Source organism: Cribrihabitans neustonicus (assembly GCF_048820895.1).
In the GTDB taxonomy this organism is placed as follows: Bacteria; Pseudomonadota; Alphaproteobacteria; order Rhodobacterales; family Rhodobacteraceae; genus Cribrihabitans_A; species Cribrihabitans_A neustonicus.
In genome coordinates this window covers 89,317-112,657 of sequence record NZ_JBMERQ010000009.1, presented here as the reverse complement: position 1 = coordinate 112,657, position 23,341 = coordinate 89,317, and the positions used below count along the sequence as shown (strand labels likewise).

The 23,341-nt window shown below is 65.3% G+C and carries 25 protein-coding genes; 8 read left to right on the top strand and 17 right to left on the bottom strand.

Going from position 1 to position 23,341, the window contains the following annotated elements; translation table 11 throughout:
• Positions 1-183: 183 nt before the first annotated feature.
• Together ACOHWE_RS16535 and ACOHWE_RS16530 are read left to right on the top strand one after the other, a co-directional pair.
• Positions 184-942 (top strand): electron transfer flavoprotein subunit beta/FixA family protein, encoded by a 759-nt coding sequence (locus ACOHWE_RS16535; RefSeq protein ID WP_420667827.1) that lies wholly within the window; start codon positions 184-186, stop codon positions 940-942.
• Positions 942-1,868: an electron transfer flavoprotein subunit alpha/FixB family protein gene (locus ACOHWE_RS16530; protein ID WP_420667826.1), complete on the top strand. Its 927-nt coding sequence runs from the start codon at positions 942-944 to the stop codon at positions 1,866-1,868. Before ACOHWE_RS16535 ends, ACOHWE_RS16530 begins: the two co-directional genes overlap by 1 nt.
• Before the next feature lie 452 nt (positions 1,869-2,320).
• On the opposite strand, the gene ACOHWE_RS16525 is transcribed toward ACOHWE_RS16530, so the two are convergent.
• Positions 2,321-3,145 (bottom strand): DUF6473 family protein, encoded by an 825-nt coding sequence (locus ACOHWE_RS16525; protein WP_420667825.1) that lies wholly within the window; start codon positions 3,143-3,145, stop codon positions 2,321-2,323.
• Positions 3,146-3,299: 154 nt separating this feature from the next.
• Here ACOHWE_RS16525 and ACOHWE_RS16520 point away from each other — a divergent pair, with 154 nt between their 5' ends.
• Complete coding sequence (locus tag ACOHWE_RS16520) at positions 3,300-4,175, top strand: 3-hydroxybutyryl-CoA dehydrogenase (protein ID WP_420667824.1); 876 nt, start codon at positions 3,300-3,302, stop codon at positions 4,173-4,175.
• A 204-nt stretch (positions 4,176-4,379) separates the two neighbouring features.
• Here ACOHWE_RS16520 and ACOHWE_RS16515 read toward each other — a convergent pair whose 3' ends face one another.
• Genes ACOHWE_RS16515 through ACOHWE_RS16485 form a run of 7 tightly spaced genes read right to left on the bottom strand, consistent with a single transcriptional unit; the run spans position 4,380 to position 9,801 of the window.
• A complete protein-coding gene (locus ACOHWE_RS16515; RefSeq protein WP_420667823.1) occupies positions 4,380-5,273 on the bottom strand; it encodes a lysophospholipid acyltransferase family protein in 894 nt (297 codons plus the stop codon).
• 33 nt (positions 5,274-5,306) lie between these two features.
• Complete coding sequence (locus tag ACOHWE_RS16510; RefSeq protein WP_420667822.1) at positions 5,307-5,576, bottom strand: HPr family phosphocarrier protein; 270 nt, start codon at positions 5,574-5,576, stop codon at positions 5,307-5,309.
• Complete coding sequence (locus ACOHWE_RS16505) at positions 5,577-5,984, bottom strand: PTS sugar transporter subunit IIA (protein WP_420667821.1); 408 nt, start codon at positions 5,982-5,984, stop codon at positions 5,577-5,579.
• Complete coding sequence (gene rapZ / locus ACOHWE_RS16500; protein WP_420667820.1) at positions 5,981-6,874, bottom strand: RNase adapter RapZ; 894 nt, start codon at positions 6,872-6,874, stop codon at positions 5,981-5,983. Before rapZ ends, ACOHWE_RS16505 begins: the two co-directional genes overlap by 4 nt.
• A 31-nt stretch (positions 6,875-6,905) precedes the next feature.
• Positions 6,906-7,343, bottom strand: coding sequence for an HPr kinase/phosphorylase (locus tag ACOHWE_RS16495; protein WP_420667819.1), 438 nt, complete (start codon positions 7,341-7,343; stop codon positions 6,906-6,908).
• Between the two features lie 3 nt (positions 7,344-7,346).
• Positions 7,347-9,047, bottom strand: a complete 1,701-nt coding sequence (locus ACOHWE_RS16490) for a sensor N-terminal transmembrane domain-containing protein (protein WP_420667818.1) — start codon at positions 9,045-9,047, stop codon at positions 7,347-7,349.
• 49 nt (positions 9,048-9,096) lie between these two features.
• Positions 9,097-9,801: a response regulator transcription factor gene (locus ACOHWE_RS16485; protein WP_420667817.1), complete on the bottom strand. Its 705-nt coding sequence runs from the start codon at positions 9,799-9,801 to the stop codon at positions 9,097-9,099.
• Positions 9,802-10,139: 338 nt separating this feature from the next.
• Between ACOHWE_RS16485 and ACOHWE_RS16480 the strand changes: the two genes are divergently transcribed.
• Both ACOHWE_RS16480 and ACOHWE_RS16475 read left to right on the top strand, forming a co-directional pair.
• Complete coding sequence (locus ACOHWE_RS16480) at positions 10,140-11,738, top strand: phosphoenolpyruvate carboxykinase (protein WP_420667816.1); 1,599 nt, start codon at positions 10,140-10,142, stop codon at positions 11,736-11,738.
• Between the two features lie 172 nt (positions 11,739-11,910).
• A complete protein-coding gene (locus tag ACOHWE_RS16475; RefSeq protein WP_420667815.1) occupies positions 11,911-12,585 on the top strand; it encodes a PAS domain-containing protein in 675 nt (224 codons plus the stop codon).
• Positions 12,586-12,627: 42 nt separating this feature from the next.
• Here the strand turns inward: ACOHWE_RS16475 and dgt are convergent, their stop codons facing one another.
• The 3 genes from dgt to ACOHWE_RS16460 form a co-directional block, all read right to left on the bottom strand.
• Positions 12,628-13,986: a dGTP triphosphohydrolase gene (gene dgt / locus ACOHWE_RS16470; protein ID WP_420667814.1), complete on the bottom strand. Its 1,359-nt coding sequence runs from the start codon at positions 13,984-13,986 to the stop codon at positions 12,628-12,630.
• Between the two features lie 76 nt (positions 13,987-14,062).
• On the bottom strand, positions 14,063-14,959 hold the full coding sequence (locus ACOHWE_RS16465) for a cation diffusion facilitator family transporter (RefSeq protein ID WP_420667813.1): 897 nt from the start codon (positions 14,957-14,959) through the stop codon (positions 14,063-14,065).
• 55 nt (positions 14,960-15,014) lie between these two features.
• Positions 15,015-15,785, bottom strand: a complete 771-nt coding sequence (locus ACOHWE_RS16460; protein ID WP_420667812.1) for a sulfite exporter TauE/SafE family protein — start codon at positions 15,783-15,785, stop codon at positions 15,015-15,017.
• 153 nt (positions 15,786-15,938) lie between these two features.
• Here ACOHWE_RS16460 and ACOHWE_RS16455 point away from each other — a divergent pair, with 153 nt between their 5' ends.
• Positions 15,939-17,624, top strand: a complete 1,686-nt coding sequence (locus ACOHWE_RS16455) for an acyl-CoA dehydrogenase family protein (RefSeq protein WP_420667811.1) — start codon at positions 15,939-15,941, stop codon at positions 17,622-17,624.
• 150 nt (positions 17,625-17,774) lie between these two features.
• The gene (locus ACOHWE_RS16450; RefSeq protein WP_420667810.1) at positions 17,775-18,464 is read left to right on the top strand and encodes an SGNH/GDSL hydrolase family protein; all 690 of its coding nucleotides are present in this window, start codon (positions 17,775-17,777) and stop codon (positions 18,462-18,464) included.
• A gap of 209 nt (positions 18,465-18,673) precedes the next feature.
• Here the strand turns inward: ACOHWE_RS16450 and recO are convergent, their stop codons facing one another.
• Positions 18,674-19,399 carry a DNA repair protein RecO gene (gene recO, locus ACOHWE_RS16445; protein WP_420667809.1) on the bottom strand — a complete coding sequence of 242 codons (726 nt, stop codon included), beginning with the start codon at positions 19,397-19,399 and terminating at the stop codon, positions 18,674-18,676.
• A gap of 138 nt (positions 19,400-19,537) precedes the next feature.
• Here recO and ACOHWE_RS16440 point away from each other — a divergent pair, with 138 nt between their 5' ends.
• Entirely contained in the window at positions 19,538-19,843 is a 306-nt protein-coding gene (locus tag ACOHWE_RS16440; RefSeq protein ID WP_420667808.1) for a putative quinol monooxygenase, read from the top strand.
• Here ACOHWE_RS16440 and ACOHWE_RS16435 read toward each other — a convergent pair whose 3' ends face one another.
• The 5 genes from ACOHWE_RS16435 to acpS form a co-directional block, all read right to left on the bottom strand.
• On the bottom strand, positions 19,844-20,173 hold the full coding sequence (locus tag ACOHWE_RS16435) for a DUF1491 family protein (RefSeq protein ID WP_420667807.1): 330 nt from the start codon (positions 20,171-20,173) through the stop codon (positions 19,844-19,846).
• A 93-nt stretch (positions 20,174-20,266) separates the two neighbouring features.
• Positions 20,267-21,172, bottom strand: a complete 906-nt coding sequence (era, locus tag ACOHWE_RS16430; protein WP_420667806.1) for a GTPase Era — start codon at positions 21,170-21,172, stop codon at positions 20,267-20,269.
• Positions 21,173-21,293: 121 nt separating this feature from the next.
• Positions 21,294-21,971, bottom strand: a complete 678-nt coding sequence (rnc, locus tag ACOHWE_RS16425; protein ID WP_420667805.1) for a ribonuclease III — start codon at positions 21,969-21,971, stop codon at positions 21,294-21,296.
• On the bottom strand, positions 21,968-22,804 hold the full coding sequence (lepB, locus tag ACOHWE_RS16420) for a signal peptidase I (RefSeq protein WP_420667804.1): 837 nt from the start codon (positions 22,802-22,804) through the stop codon (positions 21,968-21,970). Before lepB ends, rnc begins: the two co-directional genes overlap by 4 nt.
• A gap of 58 nt (positions 22,805-22,862) precedes the next feature.
• On the bottom strand, positions 22,863-23,312 hold the full coding sequence (gene acpS, locus ACOHWE_RS16415) for a holo-ACP synthase (protein ID WP_420667803.1): 450 nt from the start codon (positions 23,310-23,312) through the stop codon (positions 22,863-22,865).
• Positions 23,313-23,341 lie beyond the last annotated feature (29 nt).

Genomic DNA, 23,341 nt, shown 5'->3' with positions numbered 1-23,341 from the left:
TGAATTACGCTGGGAAACATTCTTGCAAAGATGTTGGTTCAAAGCTGCAAACGCGACGTCGGCGTGCGCTAACGTGACGATTTTGCCCTGTTGCAACGCCACCCTAGCCGGTATCAACGCACCGAGAGCATGGAGGAGAGTCGCCTTCGGGCGGCTTGCCGTTTGTTAAGGAGAGAACGCAAAATGAAGGTACTCGTGCCTGTCAAACGCGTGATTGACTACAACGTGAAGGTCCGCGTGAAAGCGGATGGCAGCGGTGTCGATCTCGCCAACGTGAAGATGTCGATGAACCCCTTCGACGAGATTGCCGTCGAAGAGGCGATCCGCCTGAAGGAAGCCGGCAAGGCCGATGAGGTGATCGCGGTGTCGATCGGCGTCAAGCAGGCGCAGGAAACCCTGCGCACCGCGCTGGCGATGGGTGCCGACCGCGCCATTCTGGTGGTCGCGGCGGACGACGTGCATCAGGACATCGAACCGCTGGCGGTGGCCAAGATCCTCGCCAAAGTGGTCGAGGAAGAGCAGCCGGGCCTGGTGCTCTGCGGCAAGCAGGCGATCGACAACGACATGAACGCCACCGGCCAGATGCTGTCCGCCCTCTTGGGCTGGAGCCAGGCCACCTTCGCCTCCGACGTGGAAATCGAGGGCGACAGCGCCAAGGTCACCCGCGAGGTCGACGGCGGCCTGCAGACCATCTCGGTGAAGATGCCCGCCATCGTCTCGGTCGACCTGCGCCTCAATGAGCCGCGCTATGCGTCGCTGCCGAACATCATGAAAGCCAAGAAAAAGCCGCTCGACGAGAAGACCGCCGCCGACTACGGCGTCGATGTCACGCCGCGCCTGACCGTTGTCGAGACCAAGGAGCCCGAATCGCGCTCGGCCGGCATCGTGGTCGGCTCGGTGGACGAGCTGGTGGCGAAACTTAAAGAAGTGGGGGCTGTGTGATGGCTGTTCTTCTCCTTGCCGAAGTGACCAATGGCGAGCTGGCGCTGGACGCAACCGCCAAGGCGGTGACCGCCGCCAAAGCCCTGGGTGATGTGACTGTCCTGGCCGCGGGCGCCTCAGCCGCCGCGGCCGGTGAAGCAGCCGCCAGGATCGACGGCGTCGCCAAAGTGCTGGTCGCTGAGGACGAAAGCCTCGGCCACCGTCTGGCGGAGCCCACTGCGGCGCTGATCGCAAACCTTGCCCCCGATTACAGCCACGTTGTTGCGCCCGCGACCACCGACGCCAAGAACATTCTGCCCCGCGTTGCCGCGCTGCTGGACGTGATGGTGCTGTCGGATGTGACCGCGGTTGTTGACGCCGACACTTTCGAGCGCCCGATCTACGCGGGCAACGCGATCCAGGTGGTGAAATCCTCGGACGCCAAGAAGGTCATCACCTTCCGGACCTCCACCTTTGACGCCGCAGGCGAAGGCGGCTCGGCATCGGTCGAAGCCATTTCGGCCGCCGAGAACCCTGGCCTGTCGTCCTGGGTCGAGGACAAAGTGGCCGAAAGCGACCGCCCCGAGCTGACCTCGGCCAGCGTGGTGGTCTCCGGCGGCCGCGGCGTCGGCTCCGAAGAGGATTTCAAGCTGATCGAGGCCCTCGCCGACAAGCTGGGCGCCGCGGTTGGCGCCTCCCGTGCAGCGGTCGATTCGGGCTATGCGCCGAACGACTGGCAGGTCGGCCAGACCGGCAAGGTGGTGGCTCCGGATCTTTACATCGCCGTCGGCATCTCGGGCGCGATTCAGCACCTTGCTGGCATGAAGGACTCCAAAGTCATCGTCGCGATCAACAAGGACGAAGAAGCGCCGATCTTCCAGGTTGCCGACTACGGCCTGGTCGCCGACCTGTTCCAGGCGGTGCCGGAGCTGACCGAAAAGCTCTGATCCTGCGCGGGACACTGGAAATACGGAGGCCCGCCGGATGGCGGGCCTTTTCGTTCCGGGGTGCCGCGGTCCTAAAGATGTCCTGCCGGTCCGGAGCCTTGGCGAACCGCTCCGCATTCGAAGCGGATATTCAAACAGTGAAAAGAAGCCGCACACCGCGGGAACACTGAGGCGGCGCGAAGGGACGTGCGAGCGGCACGTTTAGCCCGCCAGTTCCGGGTGCCCTCTCCACGAAGCGCCGAGTTTCAATCAAATCGCCCTCTCGCGCCGGCGAGGCGCGTCACCCTGACGGACTGGTCCCGCGCCGCGGAAGACCATTACCGGGCACGGGGCGCTTCTTTTCCGGATTGTGATGATGATCCGCCTGGGCCGGACCGGGTACTGCAGCGGACCGGACCGGGCGGCGGGCTATTTCTCTTGCTCGTCCAAGGTTCAGGGCCGAAACCCCTACCTTACGCGTCGGCCAGCATGCCGCGCAGCCGCTCCGACAGCGCTCCGGCAATGCGGGCATGTTCGCGCGGACCGATCATGTGGCGCGCGGCCGGCAGCTCCATCTGGCCGAAGCCCATGCCGGCAATGTCCTTGGCGCTCCCCGCAGGCTCGGCATGGCACTCCAAAAGGCCCCGTACTTTCGGCCGCAGCGCATCCGCCATTGCACGGTCCACCATCACCGGCTCTTCCGGAAACTCCATGCCGCGGCCCAGGTCGTAACGCAGCCACAGCAGCAGCACCCGCCCGCCGAGTTCTTCGATCAGGCGGCTCATCCGCTCTACCCAACTGCGCTGCAGCTCCTCCCGCACCTGTTCGAACCGCCCGGCGGAGATGTCCCGCAGGGTGCTCAAGAGGTGCTTGTTGAAGTGGAACTCGGTGAAGTCGACCTCAGGATAGAGCGATTGCAACGCCGGCTGGGCCTGCAGGAAGCGATCATTCCTGCGCGGATGCACCCGGTAATAGGGGTTCGACATGTTCTGCGCCCCCAGCATCTGCAGGACCGAAACCCGGGCTGCCCGGGCAATGCCCAGAAGGGTCTCATCTCGCAGGAAGCTGTCCAGCCCGGCGTTGACGCTGCCGAGGTTGATGCAGGGCACGCCGAGCGATTGCTCCGCGCCTGCAGTGAAGGGAACGTCAACATATCTGCCGTAGACTTCGGTGCCGCCCAGGACGGCAATATAGGGCTGGCTCAAATCCCGTTCGGGACCGCGTACCAGCAATCTGGATTCGCCATATCTGCACGGCTCACCCCAAAGCGCCCCCGCGCTTTTGAGTTCGTAGCTCATAGTACCCACCAATATTTCACCCGAGACTCACCCTGAACGTGAATGATTGCAAATTCCCTAAAGCTAGAATTTGCCTCAAATCCATCCTTGCTGCCCTTGTGCCCGGCCGCGCGCCGCCGATAAGATCGCGGCAAATGTTTCGGGAGCCTTGGGAATGGAAATTCAGAAAGTCGGCGTGATCGGCGCCGGTCAAATGGGCAATGGCATCGCCCATGTCATGGCGCTTGCGGGGTATGATGTCGTGCTGAACGACGTCAGCCAGCAAGCGCTCGACGGCGCGCTGAGCCTGATCCACAAGAACATGGAGCGCCAGGCCGGCAAGGGCAAAATCACCGAAGACGAGATGAAGGCGGCGCTGGCACGGATCGTGCCGTCGCTGACGCTGGCGGATGTCGGGGCCACCGACCTGGTGATCGAGGCCGCGACCGAACGGGAAACCGTCAAACAGGCGATCTTCGAGGACCTGCTGCCGCATCTGCAGCCGCATACGATCCTCACCTCCAACACCTCCTCCATCTCGATCACCCGGCTGGCCAGCCGCACCGACCGGCCGGAGCGCTTCATGGGGTTCCACTTTATGAACCCGGTGCCGGTGATGCAGCTGGTCGAGCTGATCCGCGGCATCGCCACTGATGAGGAGACCTTCCGGGCCTGCCAGGAGGTAGTGGAACGGCTCGGCAAGACCGCTGCCAGCGCCGAGGACTTCCCCGCCTTCATCGTCAACCGCATCCTGATGCCGATGATCAACGAGGCGGTCTATACGCTTTACGAGGGGGTGGGTTCGGTCAAATCCATCGACGAGTCGATGAAGCTGGGCGCGAACCACCCGATGGGGCCGCTGGAGCTGGCGGATTTCATTGGCCTCGACACCTGCCTTGCGATCATGAACGTGCTGCACGACGGGCTTGCGGACACCAAGTACCGCCCCTGCCCGCTGCTGACCAAATACGTCGAAGCCGGCTGGCTCGGGCGCAAGACCCAGCGCGGCTTCTACGACTACCGCGGCGAAGCGCCGGTGCCGACGCGCTGATCCGGGTGCGTTAAGAGGGGGCGCTGCCCCCTCGCCCTGCCGGGCCTCACCCCCCGGGGTATTTGCGGTCAGAAAGTGGCTTCGGACTGGGGCGGCGGCTGCCGTGTTGCGCCACGGGCGAAGCGGATGTACCGCGCCCCTCGTGGCCGGCTCACACGGTCTTTCCAGAAATCAGTTCAGCATCCGGCGCGCCCTGGCGCGGCCTTAGCTGTCCTTGCCGAGCGCCAGCGTGTGCTCGCGCAGCCAGGCCATGAAACCACGCGGGTCGCTGTGCAGCCGTTCCATCTGCGCGTCGGTGAGCGGTTTGCCCACGACGGGTTTCTGCGGCTTGTTGCAGGAGCGTACGATCTCGTGCAGGAGCAGGCCTTGACGCAGCACCGGAGAGATCCGGCAGGCGATCTGGTACCAGCGCGAATTGTGGCCGGGGAAAAAGATCGGCACGACCCGGGCACCGGAGCGGCGGATCAGCTGGGCGGTGAAAACGTTCCATTCGCGCTCCACGGCGGGGCCGAACCAGCTGTCCGAGGACATCACCACACCCGAGGGGAACAGCGCCACCGCGCCGCCCGCTTTCAGATGCGCCATTGCCTTGCCGCGCATCTCCACCATCTTGCGCTGCGCTTCGGGGTCATGGGGAAAGGGCACCGGGATCATGAAGGAGGTTGCTGCTTCGTCCAGACCGGTCAGCACAGAACGGGTCAGGATGCGGTAGTCGAGCCGCCGCCGCCCGATCAGATCGGCGAAGATCATGCCATCGACCATGCCGTGGGGATGGTTGGCGACGATCACCACCGGTCCTTCGGCGGGAATGTTCTCGATCTGCGCCTGCGGGGTTTGGAGGTCGATGCCCATCACGTTGAGTGCGCCGCGCCAGAACTTCTGACCGCGGTACTGGGCGTTCTGGCGCTCGAACTTGCTGACCATGCGCAGGATGCTGATCTTGCCGGTGCACCATTCGATCGACTTGATCGCCAGCGCGGTCCAGCGGTCGTCAAAGGAATTGGCGTAGGTCAGGGTGCGGCGGTCGTAGATCTCGCCGGGTTCCGCCCCCGAGTCCGGCGCCATGCCGGTGTTGCTTTCATGTGCGGTGTCCGCCACTGTGCCCATCCCGTTGCGCTGCCGGCCCGGCCACTAGTAGCCTTCGCCGAACTTGTCGGCCACCAGCGCTTCCAGCGCATGCGCAAGCGCTTCCGCATCCGGGCCCGAAGTTTCGACGTCAATAGTCGTTCCTTTAGAGGCTGCCAACATCAAAAGCCCCATGATGCTGTCACCGGAGGCGGAGATGCCGTCCCTGCTGACTTCGGCAGTGGCATCAAAGCCCTCGACGACTTCCACAAGCTTGGCCGACGCGCGGGCATGCAGCCCTTTTTCATTGACTATTTTCAGCGTTTTCACAGCCATTTAATGTGCCTGCTCCCCATCAGGGTTGACGTTCTGCGCATTGATGTACTTGCGCCCGGCCTCCATTGCCTGCCGCACCGCATCGGCCACCGGCAAGTGGCGGGATTTTGCCAGCTTGATCAGCATCGGCAGGTTGGCCCCGTACAGTATGCGGCGGTTGGCGGGCGCGCAGGCCTTGAGGCTCAGATTCGAGGGCGAGCCGCCGAACAGATCGGTCACCACCACGACACCGTCGCCGGCGTCCACCTCGTTGGCGGCGATGCAGATCTCGTCCTGCTTGTCATCGCGGTTGTCCTCCGGGCCGATGGAGATGGCCATCAGGCAGGGCTGCGGACCCACAACGTGTTCCACAGCGGCGAGGTATTCCTTCGCCAGCCCCCCATGCGCAACGATGACAATTCCGATCAACCCGGCCTCTTACCTGTTAGCTGGCCCTGCAGCTCGCGGTGTCTAATTGACACCTGCTGGCCCTCTTCCGCAAGGGCCTTGGCCAGGGTTTCTGCCAGCATTACCGACCTGTGCTGGCCGCCGGTGCAGCCGAAAGCGATGGAGAAATGCGACTTCCCCTCGGCCTTGTAAGCGGGCAGCAGGAAGCGGATCAGGTCCAGCACCCGGGCAAAGAAATCCTCAAAACGAGGATCGCCGCGCACGTGGTCCTGTACCGCCGCGTCGCGCCCGTCTTGGGTCCGAAGGCCGGGCTGCCAATACGGGTTGGACAGGAAGCGGCAGTCCAACACCATGTCGGCGCCGTGCGGGATGCCGCGCTTGTAGGAGAAGCTCTGCACCGAAACCGCGAGGGCGCGGCCGCCAGGCGCGAACCAGCGCTCGATCTCGGCCTTCAGCTGGTGCACGTTCATCTCCGAGGTGTCGAGCAGGAGGTCGGCGCGGTTGCGGATCGGCGCCATCAGGTCAAGTTCCCGGCGCACTCCCTCGCCCGGCGATTCCGCGGGCGCCAGCGGGTGGCGGCGGCGGGTCTCTGAGAAGCGGCGCACGAGCACATCTTCTTGGGCGTCAAGGTAGAGAACGGTGAGCTGCATCCCGCCGCGGCCCGCCAGCATGCCGATCACGTCCAAAAGCGCGGGCGCGGAGAAATCGCGGTTGCGGCTGTCAAGCCCAAGCGCGAGGGGCCGGGACGGGCTGGGCGCAGCCTCGATCAGACCAGGCAGCAGGCGCAGCGGGAGGTTGTCTATCGCCTCGAAGCCCAGGTCTTCCAGCACGTTGATCGCGGTGGTGCGCCCGGCGCCGGAGGGACCGGTAACCAGCACCAAAGGCACCGTTTTCTGTTCTGCGTCAGACATCTGGGTCACGTATCGTGGTCAGGCATGGCGTTCAGGCATCCGGGTCGAGGGCTCCGCATTTCAGATACTGCAGCAGGGCCGGTGCGAAATGGGCACCCTCTGCCCGCCGCAGCCGGATCAGCCGCACCCCCAATATAAGCGTTGTTTGCCGCACGGGAAGCCGGGTGTCTTCCACGTCATCGAGATCCACCAGCGCCGTCACAAGGACCGGACCCTGTGCCGGGGCCCGCAGGAGACCGACCCCGCGCGCTTCGATCAGACCCTCGGTGGCGGAGGGCGCATGCGCGAAAAGCTGGCCATCCCGCGCCTCCAGCACCACCCGGTCATCGGCGACCAGCGCCGTGCCATAGGCCATCAGCTGCAGCGCCAGGCTCGACTTGCCGCTGCCGGAGGCACCGGTTATCAAGAGCGCCCTCCCCTCGAGCGCCACGCAGGACGCATGCAGGCAGAGGCTGTCGCGGGCGGGCATGGCTCAGACGGGCAGACCGACGACGAAACGCGCGCCCAGCGGTTCGGAGGTCACGTCAGCCTCGGTCGGGCGGATGTTCTCGGCCCATATCACGCCGCCATGCGCTTCCACGATCTGTTTGGAGATCGCGAGGCCCAGGCCGGAGTTATTGCCGAAATGCTCCTCGGGACGCTGCGAATAGAAGCGTTTGAAGATCTTCGACAGGGCCTGGTCGGGGATGCCCGGGCCGGTGTCCTCAACCACCACCAGCACCCGGTTCGCGCGGCGCCGGGCCCAGACACGGATTGCGTCGCCCTCTTCGCAGAAGGAGATCGCATTGGTGATCAGGTTGACGAAAACCTGCGCCAGCCGCGCCTCCAGCCCCTGGATCATCACCGGCTGCCGCGGCAGGTCGGTAATGTAGTCGATACCCTGGGAGCGGGCGTCCTCACCCAGGTATTGGTTCAGGTTGCCGAGCATGGTGAGAAGGTCGAACTCCTCTTCCTGCTCCTTGACGAGTTCGGCGTCCAATCGCGAGGCATTGGAGATATCGCTGACCAGCCGGTCCAGGCGGCGCACGTCATGTTCGATCACGTCCATCAGTTTCTCCCGCTGGTCATCCCGCTTGACCATGCGCAGCGTTCCGACGGCGGACTGCAGGCTGGCGAGCGGGTTCTTGATCTCATGCGCCACGTCGGCGGCAAACTGTTCATTGCTGTCGATCCGGGTGTAGAGCGCCTTGACCATGCCGCGCAGGGCCCGGCTGAGGCGGCCGATCTCGTCCGGGCGGGCGGAGAGATCGGGGATGCGCACCCGGCCCGGGTTCGACTTGCGGTTGTTGCGGTCGCGGCCGAGCTCGGCGGCTTCGGCCAGGTCCGCGAGCGGATTGGCGATGGTGGAGGCCAAGACCAGGCTGAGCCCGACCGACACGAGCAGCGCCACCACGAACATCTGCAGCACCCGTTCGCGCTCGCCGCGCACCAGCGTGTCGATCTCGCCGGTGGGCGAGGTCAGTGCGACCACGCCCAGCGCGCGGCCGTTGTGCACGATTGGGGTGGCAGCAGAGAACACGGTGCCGCCGCTGGTGTCGACCACCGCCTCGATGCCGGTGCCGCCGCTCACGGCGCGTTCGACCAAGCCGCGCAGCCGGTCCTCCATCGGCACCGCACCGCCTTCGGCCGGGCTGCTGCCTGCCGCGGGCCACAAGGCCGACAGCCCGTCGCTGATCAGGGTGCGGCCGCGGCGGTTTTCGTTCAGCGCATTAAGCGCATCACCACGGCTTACGCCCTTGGCGTGGGAGATCAGATTGCCGGAAATGTCAAAGACAAAGGCCTCCACGCCGCCCCGCAAGCTCAGCCCGGCCAGGGTGCGGGCCGGGTCGATACCGTCCCCGGCGGCGAGGCTGACCGCGCCGGAAGACGGCAGTTCGGCCTCGAAGACATCAGCCACCAGCATCGCTTCGGACACCAAGGCCCCGGCGCGCTGCGCCACCAGGCTCTGGCGCGAGGAGTTGAGGTAGAGAATGCCCGCGACCAGGATGGTGAGGGCGATCAGGTTGAAAGTGATGATCTTGCGGGTGAGCGGCGAGCCCTTGAGCGTCAGCAGGCCGCGCCGGGCGCGCTTGACTTGCATTTCCTGCGCCATAGCGGGATCGGGGGAGACCCAATCCTCCCCCAGGACAACATCGCCTTCGGGCCGCTGCTCTATCATACTGGTATCGCGCATCCGCGCCTGCTCCCTCCGGCGGCGCACCGCCGGCCACTCGTCAAACACGTCACTCTTCGTTGTAGCGGTAGCCGATCCCGTAGAGGGTTTCGATTGCCGCAAATTCCGGATCGGCGCTGCGCATCTTCTTGCGCAGCCGCTTGATATGGCTGTCGATGGTGCGGTCATCCACATAGACCTGGTCATCGTAGGCCACGTCCATCAGCTGGTCGCGGCTCTTCACGAAACCAGGGCGCTGCGCCAGGGCCTGCAGCAGCAGAAACTCTGTCACGGTCAGCGACACGTCCTGGCCCTTCCAGCTGACTGAATGGCGCAGAGGATCCATGCGCAGGTTGCCGCGCTCCATAACCTTGGCCTCGGGGCTGGCGGCACCAGACGCATCGCCGCTGATCGCTTCCTGGCGGCGCAAGAGCGCGCGGATGCGCTCCACCAGTAGGCGCTGCGAAAATGGCTTCTTCACGTAGTCGTCCGCGCCCATACGCAGACCCAGAACCTCGTCGATCTCATCATCCTTGGAGGTGAGGAAGATCACCGGCATCTGGGTCTTCTGGCGCAGCCGCTGCAGCAGGTCCATGCCATCCATGCGCGGCATTTTGATGTCAAGCACCGCCATGTCCGGCAGCTGCTTGTTGAAGGCATCCAGCGCCGCCTGGCCGTCATTGTAGGTTTCGACCTCGAACCCCTCCGCCTCCAGCGTCATCGACACCGAAGTAAGAATGTTCCTGTCATCATCCACCAAAGCAATCTTTGACATCGCAATTGCCCCTAATCTGCTCAACGCCGGTATTTTTTAACCTTCATCGCCCTTCTGCAGCCCCGAATCAATCCCCATAAGCGAATCGCTGGGCCCCTGGCCACCGATAGCAGCAAAAATACCTTAGCATCTGCTGAATGGCGGAAGGCGCGGCGGCGGCCAAAAAATGGTTGCGCTAAACATTACCGTGGTGGCGCTAACCTGTGGAAAGCAACCTGTTCACCCCCCAAAACCTCATGTTAAGACCGCCGGTAACGGCAGCTCAGCCGTGCTATTGCCCCCTGGCGCAGCCGCGCGCGACCTGCGTGCTGGACGCGCCGCCACAGGAGAGAGAACGCATGACATCTGGACGGGTTAACCCGCAATTCCGCCTCGAGGATCAGGGCATCGAGGGACTGGGACATGTCTATTACAACCTCATGGAGCCGGCGCTGATCGAGACCGCGCTGCAGCGCGGCGAAGGCACGCTGGGCAATGGCGGCGCCTTCCTCGTGACAACCGGCAAGTTCACCGGCCGCTCCCCCAAGGACAAGCACGTGGTAAAGACCGCGGGCGTTGCTGACACCATCTGGTGGGAAAACAACGCAGCGATGAGCCCGGAAGGCTTCGACGCGCTCTATGCGGACATGCTGGAGCACATGAAGGGCCGCGACTACTTCGTGCAGGATCTGGTCGGCGGCGCCGATCCGGTGCATGCGATCAACGTCCGCATGGTCACCGAGCTGGCTTGGCACAATCTGTTCATCCGCCACCTGCTGCGCCGTCCCGACCGCGAGGACCTGAACGACTTCGTGGCAGATTTCACGATCATCAACTGCCCCTCCTTCCAGGCCGATCCCAAGAAACACGACTGCCGCTCGGAAACCGTGATCGCGCTGAACTTCGACCGCAAGCTGATCCTGATCGGCGGCACCGAATACGCGGGAGAAAACAAGAAGTCCGTCTTCACCCTGCTGAACTACCTGCTGCCGGAAAAGGGCATCATGCCGATGCACTGCTCGGCCAACCATGCCAAGGGCAATGCCGTCGACACCGCCGTTTTCTTCGGCCTCTCCGGCACCGGCAAGACCACGCTGTCGGCCGATCCGGACCGGGTGCTGATCGGCGATGATGAGCACGGCTGGGCCTCCAACGGCACCTTCAACTTCGAGGGCGGCTGCTACGCCAAGACCATCAACCTCAACCCCGAGGCGGAGCCCGAGATCTACGCCACTACCAAGAAGTTCGGCACCGTGATCGAGAACATGATCTTTGATCCGGAAACCAAAGAGCTGGACTTCAATGACGACAGCCTGACCGCCAACATGCGCTGCGCGTACCCGCTGCACTACATCTCGAACGCGTCCGAAAGCGCGCGCGGCGGCCACCCGAAAAACATCATCATGCTGACCTGTGATGCCTTCGGCGTGCTGCCTCCGATCGCGCGGCTGACGCCGGCGCAGGCGATGTATCACTTCCTGTCGGGCTTCACCTCCAAGGTGGCGGGCACCGAGCGCGGCGTGACCGAGCCGGAACCCACCTTCTCCACCTGCTTCGGTGCCCCCTTCATGCCGCGCCGCCCCGAGGTCTACGGCAACCTGCTGCGCGAGAAAATTGCCCAGCATGGCGCCACCTGCTGGCTGGTCAACACCGGGTGGACCGGCGGCGCCTATGGCACCGGCTCGCGGATGCCGATCAAGGCCACCCGGGCGCTGCTGACCGCGGCCCTGGACGGCTCACTGGCGGAGGTTGAGTTCCGCAAGGATCCGAACTTCGGCTTCGACGTGCCGGTGAACGCCCCCGGTGTGCCCGAGCTGCTGCTCGACCCGCGCCGCACCTGGGACGACAAGCAAGCCTACGACCGTCAGGCGGCCAAGCTGGTGGAGATGTTCTCGGATAATTTCGAGCAGTACCTGCCCCATATCGACGAGGACGTGAAGGCCGCTGCCATCGGCTGACGGCGCCGCCCCTTGCAAGAGCAGAACCCCGGCCTGAGCGCCGGGGTTTTTCATTTCAGGAAATACATTTTCCCCATTAACCAACTGTTAACCGATTCCCGCAAAGCTTCCGTCAAATGTTGTTTTGCGCCGACATTACCTGTTTCCACGGCGCCCCAATGAGGATCCCGGCATGGAGCCAACGACAGATCAGAACGCCCTGGAAATTTTCAACAGCGTGTTCACATCGGGCAGCGCCTTTGTTTACCGCTGCGCAAATGATGCGCAGTTCACGATGCATTTCATGGCCGGCCAGGTGGAGGAGCTCTGCGGCCGCCCGCGCGCCGACATCCTCGGCAACCGCAATCTCTCCTTTGTCGATGCCATGCACAAAGACGACACCGAAAGGGCGCTGGCGGAGATCGACGCCGCCATCGCGGCGGGCAAGGCCTGGGATGTCTCCTACCGGCTGAGCCACCCGGACGGCTCCGCGGCCTGGGTACGCGAGCGCGGCAGCGCGATCTATGACGACGACGGCACGCTGCGCTTTCTGGAGGGGCTGGTGGTGGATGCCTCCGCCGAGGTGCAGCTGCGCAGCACGCTGGAGGAGACCCTGCGCAGCACCGAAGCCGCCAATGCCGAAATTCTCGGGCTCGCGGAAAACATCCTGCGCTCGGTCCGCAAGCTGTCGATTCTGTCGATCAACACCGGGATCGAGGCCGCACGGGCGGGCAAGGCGGGGGCGGGCTTTGCCTATCTGGCGCGGGAGATCAAGGCGCTGGCGGATGAAAACAGCCTCTGGGCCAGCCGCATCACGGATACGATGGCCAAGCGCAGTACTGGGGGAGGCGGGACGGCGGGCGGGTGAAAGCCGGCATGCAAGCCTGCCGCCCCGCCTTTGCCGGGCCGCTCAGACCTGTAGCAGTGAGCCTGAAATCATGTCCCGCACCTTCACGGCGTAGCGATCGGTCATGCCGGAAACGAAATCGGCCAGCGAATGCATCGCAGTATACTCGTCCTCTACCCCGCGCAGGTCGAGATCCACCGCCCGGATCAGCCGCGCCCAGTAGCCGTGGCGCTGCTGCAAGGCCTCCACATCCCAGCCGCAGTCCCGCAGGTCGCTGTAGAGCCCGTGGAAATGGCTCAGCACCGCATGCAGAACCTGCCGCCCGGCAACCTCCAGCCCGGTCTTGCGCCGGGCAGTAAAGATACGCCGCTCGGACAGGTCCTTGAGGCGCGCGAAGGCTTCGGCCTTACTGGAAACCTCCATCAGCCCGGCGCTGAACTCGCCCGCCATGATCGGATCGTAATGGGCGAGGAAGGCCTCCACTGCGGCCTCGATTGACTGGCCGATGGCATAGGCGCGCCACAGTCCAATGCGGTCGCGCAGAGTCAATTCCCGGTCATCGTTCTGCTTCCCTATGATCCCCTCCAGAGCCTCCGCGACCTCGGCGCGCTCGAGATCGCCCATGCTGGCGGCGTCTTCGATGTCCAGGATTCGGTAGCAGATGTCATCCGCGGCCTCGACCAGAAAGGCCAGCGGATGCCGCCGCCGCCCGCCGCCCGGGCCTTCGGGGAGGCCAAGCGCGTCGGCGATCTCTTCGAAAAGCGCCCTCTCGCTCTCGAAGACGCCGAACTTCTTGAGCCCGGCGTAGCCGCAGTTGCCAGCGGCCACCGCCCGGTCGCGCATGGCGCGGGTGCAGGGGTACTTCATGAAGGCGCCCAGGGTCGCGTAGCTGAGCCGCATCGCGCCCTCGCGGCGGGCGTATTGCAGGCGCCCGGTGATGCGCAGGCCCTGGGCGTTGCCCTCGAAATGCTCGAACTCGGCGCGCAGATGCGCCGGCACGCGGCCCGCCACGCCCTCGCCATCGCGGAAGCGGGCGGCAAACCACTCGCCGATGCTGTCCTCGCCGGAATGGCCGAACGGCGGGTTGCCGATGTCATGCACGAGGCAGGCGGCTTCCACGTGACCCGCGAGCCGCGGCGCCTGATCCGCGGTGATCAAACCCTTCTCCGCCAGCGCTGCGCCCACGCCCGCCCCCAGCGAGCGGCCGACGCTTGCGGTTTCCATACTGTGGATCATCCGGTGATGCACGTGATCATGGTCGTGCAGCGGATGCACCTGGGTCTTCTGCGCCAGGCGCCGGAAGGGCTCGGAGAACAGAATACGGTCGTAATCCTGCAGATAGGCCGGGCGGCCTGGCTTTTCGGGAAAGTCCGGCCGCGCCAGCCGCCCCGGGTTCAGAAGCTTGTTCCATTGCATCACCATTCGCCTCTTCCTCTGCCTGCCGGGTTTGCCCTGTTGCATTTGGTTAAACTCAAGCGGCCGGGAGAATGCAAACGCTTCACCGCGGGCGTATGCCGCGCGGCTCCAGCTTATGCTGCGGCTCCACGTGAATCACCGCCTGCGCGCCGGGCAGCGCGGCGCGGATCTCGGCCTCCACACGGTCGCAAATCTCATGCGCGGCCTGCACCGCCATCGCCCCATCGACCACCATGTGGAACTCCACGAACAGTGCCTGCCCGGCGCGGCGGGTTTTCAATCCATGCACCTGCAACGCGCCTGCGGCACTTCGGCGGATAATTTCCTCGATCCTTGCGCGCTCGGCTTCGGGGGCGGCGGTGTCCATCAGCCCGCCGAGCGAGGCCGCGATCACCCGCCAGCCTTCACGCAGGATATTGACTGCGACCAGCAGCGCCAGCAGCGGGTCGAGCACGGCCCAGCCGGTCAGCAGCGCCAGCCCCAGCCCTGCCAGCACCCCGGCCGAGGTCCAGACATCGCTCATCAGATGCCGTCCGCCCGCCGTGAGCGCAGGAGAGCGAAGCTGTGCGCCCGCGCCCAGCAGGATACGGGCCCAGATCAAGTTCGCTCCCAGCGCCAGCGCGTTCACCGCAAGACCCAGCGGTTGCCAGTCGGCGGCCTTTGGCTGCCAGAGCGCGCCCGCGGCCTCGTGCAGGATCACCAGTGCGGCGATGACGATCAGAATGCCCTCGGCCACCGCCGAGAAATACTCCGCCTTGTGGTGACCGAAGGGATGGCCCGCATCCGGCGGCCTCCGGGCATAGCGCACCGCGCACCAGGCCATCACCGCGCCGCCGATATTGACCAAAGATTCCAGCGCATCCGACATCAGCGCCAGCGAGCCCGTCATTGCCCAGGCTGCCGCTTTCAGCGCCATCACCGCCAGCGCCACCACCAGTGAGCCCGCCGCAAGCTGTTCCGCGTTCCATTGCCTGAGCATGCTGCCTCCGCCCGCCGCGCGCGGCCCCGGTCCCGCGCCGGCCGCTGCCTTCTGCCTACAGGAACAGCCCGCGGCGCAAAAGGTTCAGCCCAGCCGCCAGCAGCACCACCAGCGTTGCGCGCCGGAAGGCGGCCTGATCGATGCGGTCGTGCAGCCGCCCGCCGATCCACATGCCCGCCACTGCGGGCGGAATCAGCGCAAGTGAAAACGGCAGCGTTTCGGCCCGCATCACGCCGGAGCCGGTATGGGCTGCCAGCAGCGCCACCGCACCGAGCCCATAGATCACTCCCTGCACCCGCACCTGTTCGCGCTTCTCGGTGCCAAGCGCGGTGAGATATGCCACTGTGGGCGGGCCCCAGACACCAGAGATACCGCCGATCAGCCCGGCAATCCCGCCCACCATGGCCTCCGCCTTGCGCGTTGGCTTGCTAAGCGTGAAGGACCGCCCCAGCAGCTGCATCAGCGCAAAAAGCGACACCGGCAGGCCGATAATCAGCATCATCGCCTGCTGCGGCAGGATGCGCACCATCTGAGCGCTGAGCAGCAGGCAGACCAGACCGATCAGCAGAAACACCCGGAAGCGGCGCACCGACTCCATCGCGGCCTTCGTTCCCTGCCGCAGCGCCTGCATGCCGTTGGTAGCCAGCGTCGGCAGGATCAGCCCGGCCAGCGCCAGCTCCGGCGGCAGGAAGAAGCCGAGGCCCGAAATCAGGATCATCGGCATGGCAAAGCCGACCATTCCCTTCACCGTCCCGGCCAGCAGCGCAACGGCGGCCGCGGCGGCCATTTCCATGGGCGAAAGCAGGGTGGTTAGGGCGTGCAGCATGTCCATCCCTCCCGCTCTATACGGAACCGCGGCCTGCTGCACGGGCAAAATCATCACGTAATTTTTGAACTAAACGCCGCAGCAAATGGTATTTATGTTGCGCTGCAACTGCGAAATGAATTACCACCAAGCGACCGAAGAAGGATCTGATTCATGGCCCACGACGGACAGGACTTGCACATGACACCGACGCTCATCCCCGGCCTTCTGGCACAGACCGCCGCCGCCCTGGACCCGCTTGACCAGCTGTTCGAAGCCGCCCGCAGCGCGGTCCGGGAGAAGGTCAGCGAAGACGGCCGCGTCTCCGGCCGCCTGATGGAGGCGGAACAGACCGCGGCGCACGGGCTGTCCTGGCTTGCGACCTACGTCTACTGCCTTCGCCAGATGCAGAAATGGGCCGAGAAGCTCGACGCAGAGGGCAAGTTCGGCGAGATGGAGCAGCTGATCCACCAGATCGGCTTTGGCGAATACCTCTCTCAGGTGCAGGGCGGCATCCAGATGAATCAGGGCGAAGTCGTCCGCCTGCAGGACCTGGGTCTCGGCGAGGATGCCCGCACCGCGCTGATGACGCCCGCAGTGACCGCGCTTTGCGCGAAAGGCAACACCCAGGCCGCGCGCAGCCGGCTGGTGGAGCTGATGGAGGCGCAGACAGGAGCCACCATGTTCGGCACCTCCGGCCTGGAGGAAGAGCTGGAGATGATCCGCGACCAGTTCCGCCGCTATGCGGTTGAAAAGGTCGAACCCTACGCCCACGAATGGCACCTGAAGGACGAGCTGATCCCGATGGAGGTGATCGCGGAGCTGGCTGAAATGGGCGTCTTCGGCCTCACCATCCCCGAGGAATACGGCGGTTTCGGCCTGTCGAAAGCGTCGATGGTGGTGGTCTCCGAGGAGCTCTCGCGCGGTTATATCGGTGTGGGCTCCCTTGGCACCCGCTCGGAGATCGCAGCCGAGCTGATCCTCTGCGGCGGCACTGAGGCTCAGAAGGCCAACTGGCTGCCCAAGCTCGCGAGCGCCGAGATCCTGCCCACCGCAGTGTTCACCGAGCCCAACACCGGCTCCGACCTCGGCAGCCTGCGCACCCGCGCAGTGAAGGACGACAACGGCGACTACCGCATAACCGGCAACAAGACCTGGATCACCCATGCCGCCCGCACCCACGTGATGACCCTGCTGGCGCGCACCGATCCGGAAACCACCGACCACCGCGGGCTGTCGATGTTCCTCGCCGAAAAAACCCCCGGCACCGACGAGGCCCCCTTCCCCACCGAGGGCATGACCGGCGGCGAGATCGAGGTGCTCGGCTACCGCGGCATGAAGGAATACGAGCTCGGCTTCGACAATTTCCACGTGAAGGGCGAAAACCTCCTCGGCGGCGAAGAGGGCAAGGGTTTCAAGCAGCTGATGGAGACCTTCGAGTCCGCCCGCATCCAGACCGCCGCCCGCGCCATCGGCGTCGCGCAGTCGGCGCTCGACATCGCGATGCAATACGCGCAGGAGCGCAAGCAGTTCGGCAAATCCCTGATCCGCTTCCCCCGCGTTTCCGGCAAGCTGGCGATGATGGCGGTGGAGATCATGATAGCCCGCCAGCTCACCTATTTCTCCGCCTGGGAGAAGGACAACGGCCACCGCTGCGATCTGGAGGCCGGCATGGCCAAGCTGCTCGGTGCGCGCGTGGCCTGGGCTGCTGCCGACAACGGCTTGCAAATCCACGGCGGCAACGGCTTTGCCCTGGAGTACAAGATTTCCCGCGTGCTCTGCGATGCCCGCATTCTCAACATTTTCGAGGGAGCGGCCGAGATTCAGGCCCAGGTGATCGCCCGCCGCCTGTTGAGCTGACAGCTTCTGTTTTCCAACTGCGGGCAGTTTCCCCGCCTCACCCGGCGCCCCGGCGCCGGGATTTTTTTCCACTTGCCTCCGCGGGCCAATGCAGCGCTTCGCGGGCGCCGGCGGTTCCCGCACCGCCGGTTCGGCGCTAGAAGACGCCGCATGACCTTCTTCGCCCGTCTCATCGCGCCTTTCTGTTTCATCCTCCTGCTTACGTCCTGCGCCGCGCCGGTGCCGCCCGGGGGCAAGGCGCACATTCTGGTGATGGGTGACTCGCTCCTCGCCTGGAACCGCCTCTCCGGCAATTCGATCGCAGACGCGGTTGAGGACGCGCTGGGAAGGCCGGTGGCGGACCGCTCCGTGAGCGGCGCGCGCCACATCTACCGCCTGCCGCTCACCGGCGCTGCGGGGCTGAACATCGCCAGGCAGTACCGCCCAGGCCCCTGGAAGTGGATCATCGTGAACGGCGGCGGCAACGACCTCTGGCTGGGCTGCGGCTGCGTCGCCTGCAAGGGCAAGCTGGACCGGCTGATCTCCGAGGACGGGGAGAGCGGCGCGATCCCGGACCTGCTCACCCAGCTGCGGAGCACCGGGGCCAGGGTAATTTATGTCGGCTATCTGCGGAGCCCCGGGCGCGGCTCGCTGATCGAGCACTGCCGCGACGAGGGCGACACCCTGGAGCGCCGCTTCGCCCGCCACGCGGAGAGCGATCCCGGCGTGTTCTTTGTCTCGCTCAAGGACATGGTGCCTCAGGGCGACCGCTCCTATCACGCGCCCGACATGATCCACCCGTCGGTGAAGGCCAGCCGCGAGATTGGCAGCAGGCTAGCCGCGATCATCCGCGCGCAGTGAGCCGATGGCAAGCCGCCGCCACAGCCAAGGCGGCACTCCCGCCTCCTTCCGCGCACCGTAAAGAATGCGTGGGTGCCATCGGTCCGGGCGCCGCCTGCCCGGAGCAGGCAGCAGAACCTGCCGTCCTTAAGCGCTGCACGAGATGACCCTGGCCGCGGCCGCAGGCAACGTGATAATCTTCAGCAATGACGCGGGCCGGGAAATGCTTTTCAGAGCCGGCGGCTGAGCGTATCGAGAAGACGCCCGCGCGCCTCCGGCAGCGGGCGGTTACCCAGAGACGGCGCCAAGTGCGCCTCCAGAAAATACCCCGTGGTTCGCAAGCCCTGCAGGATCTCGGCATCGCCCGCCTCGCCCTGCCCCAGCATCACCGGCGGCAAGGGCAGCAGCCGGTCGGCCCATTCGCCCGCGCCTTCACGTGAAACAGCCCGCCCCGACTTGGGCGAGACATAGAAAAGCCCCCCCGCCGCGCCGGTCACCGCGCAGGCTCTGAGATCAAGGCCGAAGCCCATTTCCTCCAGCAGCGCCATCTCCCATCGCAGATAGGCCAGCGGCCAAAGGTCTTCCTGTTCCAGAAGATCGAGCAGCCGCTCGCTGCGCGTGTAGAGATCCGGGTGCGGCTCCCGCTCGGGCAGGCAGAACACCAGCAGTGCCGTCACTGCATTCAGCCCCGCCAGCGCCAGCCGCCCCGACAGCGCCGCTGCAGCGCGGCTGCGCAGGGGCTCGGCGTGGTAGCTGCCGAGGTGATCCTCCAGCCGCGCGCGCCAAGTCAGGTCGAGCTGCGCGCCAGGCTGCAGAATGGGCGCCATCTTCCTGCCCGCACCGCCGCGCACCACACCTGCGTGGCGGCCGTGGCCCTCGGTGAAAACATCGATGATGGCGGCATGTTCGCCGTGGCGGCGCATAGCCAGCAATATCCCGTGATCACGCCATTCCACCGGCTGCTCCCGTGCTCAGCTTTACCTCATCCCCTGCCGGGCAGCAGAGACGAAATGACGGCCATCTTCAAGACATCCCTTGACTGCGCCGCAGCGGCGGCTTCTATTTAACGCCACGGTTAAATAAAGGAGGCCCCTATGCGCGGCATCACCATTATCTACACCTACAGCGGCGACGAGAACGCCTGGCGGGAGGCCACATCCGAGTTCATCGCGGCCATTAACGCGGACCCCGGGGCGGCCGGCAAGTTCACCTATCAGGTGGCGGTTGCGGATGACGGGGAGACCCGGATCCACTGGGGCCGCTGGGACAGTGCCGAAACGCTCGCCCATGTACAGTCGCAGGACTACTTCAAGAGTTTCGCGGGGCGTGTCAGGGAGTTTGCCGGTGGCGCTCCGCGGGCCACCGGCCATGACATAATGGGCAAGACCGGGGGCTGGTAATCATTCCAGGCCCGGCTCATCCAGCAGGTGGCGGCCGCCGCGGTCCTCGACCTCGATCACCCAGAGGTCGGGGTCGAAACCCTGCTGGCGGCGGATCGAGGCGTCGACCTCTGTCTCATCCCCCGCGGCCAGCGTGTCCCACTTGCGCGCGCCGGTCATCAGGTCGAAAGTGCGGTGAAAGGCGCGGGCCTGTCCATCGAGCGTGTTGAGCTTCACCAGCACCGCGCCCGCCGTGTCATCGCCATGCGCGGTGACAAAGGCCGGGATATCCATCAGCCGCAGCCGCGCGAGGTAGGCTTGCACCCAGAATTCGGCCGTGAGGCGGGTCATGCCGCGCCGCCGCCATTGTCCGCACGGACGGCAGCCGCGGGTGCCTCCGGCGGGAGTATTTGCGGAAAGATGAAGATCACGGGGCGGCGCGGCTCAGTTGCCGTCCTTGAAGTCGAGCCCCATTTCCGAGTAGCGCTCGGCCTCCTCCAGCCAGTTCGGGCGCACCTTCACCTGCAGGAAAAGATGCACCTTGCGGCCCAGAAACTCCTCCAGCTCGGCCCGCGCGGCTTGCGACACCGCCTTGATGGTTTCGCCGCGCTTGCCCAGCACGATGCCCTTGTGGCCGTCCCGCATCACGTAGATGATCTGGTCCACCCGGGCGGAGCCGTCCTTGCGTTCTTCCCACTTTTCCGTCTCGACGGTGAGCTGATAGGGCAGCTCCTGGTGCAGGCGCAGGGTCAGCTTTTCACGCGTCATCTCGGCCGCGATCATCCGCATCGGCAGATCGGCGATCTGGTCTTCGGGGTAGAGCCAGGGGCTTTCCGGCAGCTTGCCCGCAAGCCAGACCCGCAAGTCGTCGACGCCATGGCCGCGCTCGGCCGAAATCATGAAGGTTTCCGCAAAGCTGTAGCGCGCGTTCAGGTCCTGGGCGAGCCCGAGCAGTTTTTCGGCGGGCACCCGGTCGATCTTGTTGATCGCCAGCGCCACGGTGCGGCCCTCGCCCACTTCGGAAAGGCCTTCGAGGATGGTTTCCACCCCTTCCGTGATGCCGCGGTGCGCTTCCACCATCAGCACAACGATGTCGGCATCCGCCGCCCCGCCCCAGGCGGCCGCGACCATCGCGCGGTCGAGCCGGCGGCGCGGGCGGAACAGGCCGGGGGTGTCGACAAAGACGATCTGCGCATCGCCCTCCATTGCCACGCCGCGGATACGGGCGCGGGTGGTTTGCACCTTGTGGGTGACGATCGAGACCTTGGCCCCGACCATACGGTTCAAGAGGGTCGATTTGCCCGCGTTGGGCTCCCCGATCAGGGCAACGAATCCGGCGCGTGTGGTCATCTGTCTGGTCCTGTTAGCAGAGCAGTTCCCCTACAGGAAAACGCCCGCTGGGGCCAGAGGGGTTTTCCGGTGGCCAGGGCGCTGCCTGCCGGACAGGTTTCCGCCACCGGCGGCCGGGCTCTCAGCCCAGCTGCGCCAGCAGCGCCTTGGCCGCGGCCTGCTCGGCCTGCCGCTTGGAGCCTGCGGTGGCCTGCGCCTCGGCACCATCCTCCAGCCGGGCGGCGATGGTGAAGACCGGCGCATGATCCGGGCCGCTGCGCGACACCTCGACGTAGTCGGGCGGCTTCTGGCCGCGCGCCTGGGCCCATTCCTGAAGCGAGGTCTTGGCATCGCGGGCGTCTTCCTCGACCTGGTGGACGCGTTTGCCCCAGAGCCGCAGGATCATCTCCCGCGCGGCATCAAAACCTGCGTCCTTGTAGACCGCCGCGATCACCGCTTCCATCGCGTCCCCCAGAAGCGCCTGTTTGCGGCGCCCTCCGGACATCATCTCCGAGCGGCCCAGTTTCAGCACCGCGCCCAGGTCGATCTCGCGCGCGACCTCGGCGCAGGCCTCCTTGCGCACCAGCGCGTTGAAGCGCGGCGCCAGCTGGCCCTCCGTGGCGGTCTTGTCGTGCTCGAGAAGCGCGGTCGCCATCACCAGCCCCAGCACCCGGTCGCCCAGAAATTCCAGCCGCTGGTTGTCCTTGCGGTTGGGTGAAGAGACGGAAGCATGGGTCACAGCGCGCTGCAGAAGCTCGGGCCGCTCGAAACGGTGGCCGATGCGCTCCTCGAAGGCGCGCAATTCCTTGGATAGTTTCACTCGATCCTCTTGAAGAAACGGTCGCCGCGCCAGGTCCAGAAGTACAGCATGGACCGCCCGGCCGAGGAGAACATGACCCGGTCGGCACGGCCGATCAGGTTTTCATACGGCACAAAGCCGACCCCGCCCGCGGATTGCGGCAGGCGGCTGTCCGAGGAGTTGTCCCGGTTGTCGCCCATGAAAAAGTAATGACCCGCAGGCACCTGGTAGACGCCGGTGTGGTCGACGCCCTGGTTGGTGATATTGAGGACCGCATGCGAAGTACCGCCAGGCAAAGTCTCGATCTGGCGGGACTTCTTGCAGACACCGCCCTGTCCCACCGGCGCGTTCTCGCAGCGCGGCAGCGAGCCTTGAGGGCCCTGGCGCTGCATCACTTCCTCGAACTCGCCCGCATCTTGCAGCTTCACCGGATTGCCGTTGATGTGCAGAACGCCGTTCTTCATCTGGATCTTGTCGCCCGGCAGGCCAACCAGCCGTTTGATGAAATCATTGCCGTTGACCGGGTGGCGGAACACCACCACGTCGCCGCGCTCGGGCTCCCCGCCCCAGAAGCGGGTGTTGTCACCATCGAGGAAGCCGCAGATGTCCTCGGCATCAATGTCGATGCCGATGGCAGGCAGGCGCACGCTGGGGCACGAGGCGTAGGAGTAGCCATAGGCCATCTTGTTCACAAAGAGGAAATCCCCGATCAGCAGGGTTTCCTTCATTGAGCCGGAGGGAATCCAGAAGGGCTGGAAGAACAGGGTGCGGAAGATCCCTGCGATCAAAAGCGCGTAGACGACTGTCTTCACGGTTTCGAGAATGGAACTTCCGGCCTTAGCTTTTGCCGTCATCAGGCTCTCCGGTTTGGTAACTGGGTCGGGGGCTACATGCGGGCGCGCCGGGCGCGAGTCAAGCTCCGCCGGGGCTTTCCGCCGGGACCGCGGCGGCGTCGGGGTCCTGCGGCAGAGGCCGGGCCTCGATCACCACGAAGGCCTGCGCCCAGGGGTGGTCGTCGGTGAGGGTCACGTGGATCACCGCCTCATGGCCAGGGGGTGTCATTTCGGCCAGACGCTCGGCGGCCCATCCAGTCACATGCATGACGGGCTGGCCGGTGCGCAGGTTGGAAACCGCCATGTCCTTCCAGGCGATGCCCATGCGCAGGCCGGTGCCAAGCGCCTTGGAGCAGGCCTCCTTGGCGGCCCAGCGTTTGGCGTAGGTGCCCGCCACATCGCGGCGGCGCTCGGCCTTGCGCTGCTCCACCTCGGTGAACACACGGTTGCGGAACCGGTCGCCAAAGCGGTCCAGCGTGCGCTGAATGCGCTCGATGTTGGCGAGGTCTGTGCCGGTGCCGAGGATCATCGCTGCGCTCGCAACGGGTGCCGGAAATT